This window comes from Planococcus dechangensis (assembly GCF_042654465.1).
GTDB lineage: Bacteria > Bacillota > Bacilli > Bacillales_A > Planococcaceae > Planococcus > Planococcus dechangensis.
The window spans coordinates 1-775 of record NZ_JBHSGL010000009.1 but is presented as its reverse complement, the minus strand read 5'-3'; the positions used below and the strand labels follow the sequence as shown (position 1 = coordinate 775).

General features: G+C 52.8%; 7 tRNA genes and 1 rRNA gene. All 8 read left to right on the top strand.

Features of this window, described 5'->3' with window-relative positions:
- A 5S ribosomal RNA gene (rrf, locus tag ACFO5U_RS13435) occupies positions 1 to 93 on the top strand; the annotation flags it as partial.
- An 8-nt stretch (positions 94 to 101) separates the two neighbouring features.
- Positions 102 to 177 (top strand) — tRNA-Val (locus tag ACFO5U_RS13430).
- 14 nt (positions 178 to 191) lie between these two features.
- Positions 192 to 267, top strand: a tRNA-Thr gene (locus ACFO5U_RS13425).
- 9 nt (positions 268 to 276) lie between these two features.
- Positions 277 to 352 (top strand) — tRNA-Lys (locus ACFO5U_RS13420).
- A gap of 22 nt (positions 353 to 374) precedes the next feature.
- Positions 375 to 459, top strand: a tRNA-Leu gene (locus ACFO5U_RS13415).
- 4 nt (positions 460 to 463) lie between these two features.
- Positions 464 to 538 (top strand) — tRNA-Gly (locus ACFO5U_RS13410).
- Positions 539 to 567: 29 nt separating this feature from the next.
- Positions 568 to 656 (top strand) — tRNA-Leu (locus ACFO5U_RS13405).
- Positions 657 to 678: 22 nt separating this feature from the next.
- Positions 679 to 755: transfer RNA gene (locus ACFO5U_RS13400), tRNA-Arg, on the top strand.
- Positions 756 to 775 lie beyond the last annotated feature (20 nt).

Genomic DNA, 775 nt, shown 5'->3' with positions numbered 1-775 from the left:
CACACCCGTTCCCATCCCGAACACGGAAGTTAAGCTCTTTTGCGCCGATGGTAGTTGGGGGTCTCCCCCTGTGAGAGTAGGACGTCGCTGGGCATACATACGGAGGATTAGCTCAGCTGGGAGAGCATCTGCCTTACAAGCAGAGGGTCGGCGGTTCGATCCCGTCATCCTCCACCATTTTTATCTCTGTTGCCGGAGTAGCTCAACTGGTAGAGCAACTGACTTGTAATCAGTAGGTTGAGGGTTCAAGTCCTTTCTCCGGCACCACTCATCTAGGAGCCATTAGCTCAGTTGGTAGAGCATCTGACTTTTAATCAGAGGGTCGAAGGTTCGAATCCTTCATGGCTCACCATTTTTTACAACTTAATTGCCACGCGGGTGTGGCGGAACTGGCAGACGCACTAGACTTAGGATCTAGCGCCTTCGGGCGTGGGGGTTCGACTCCCTTCACCCGCACCATTTAGCGGAAGTAGTTCAGTGGTAGAACGCCACCTTGCCAAGGTGGAGGTCGCGAGTTCGACCCTCGTCTTCCGCTCCATTTTTTTGCACAGATAGATGCCAACCCTAGCCGGGGTGGCGGAACTGGCAGACGCACAGGACTTAAAATCCTGCGGTAGGTGACTACCGTACCGGTTCGATTCCGGTCCTCGGCACCAATCTTTTGCAAAAACAATATATGCGCCCGTAGCTCAATTGGATAGAGTACTTGACTACGAATCAAGCGGTTAGAGGTTCGAGTCCTCTCGGGCGCGCCATATTTTTACACTCAGCATTT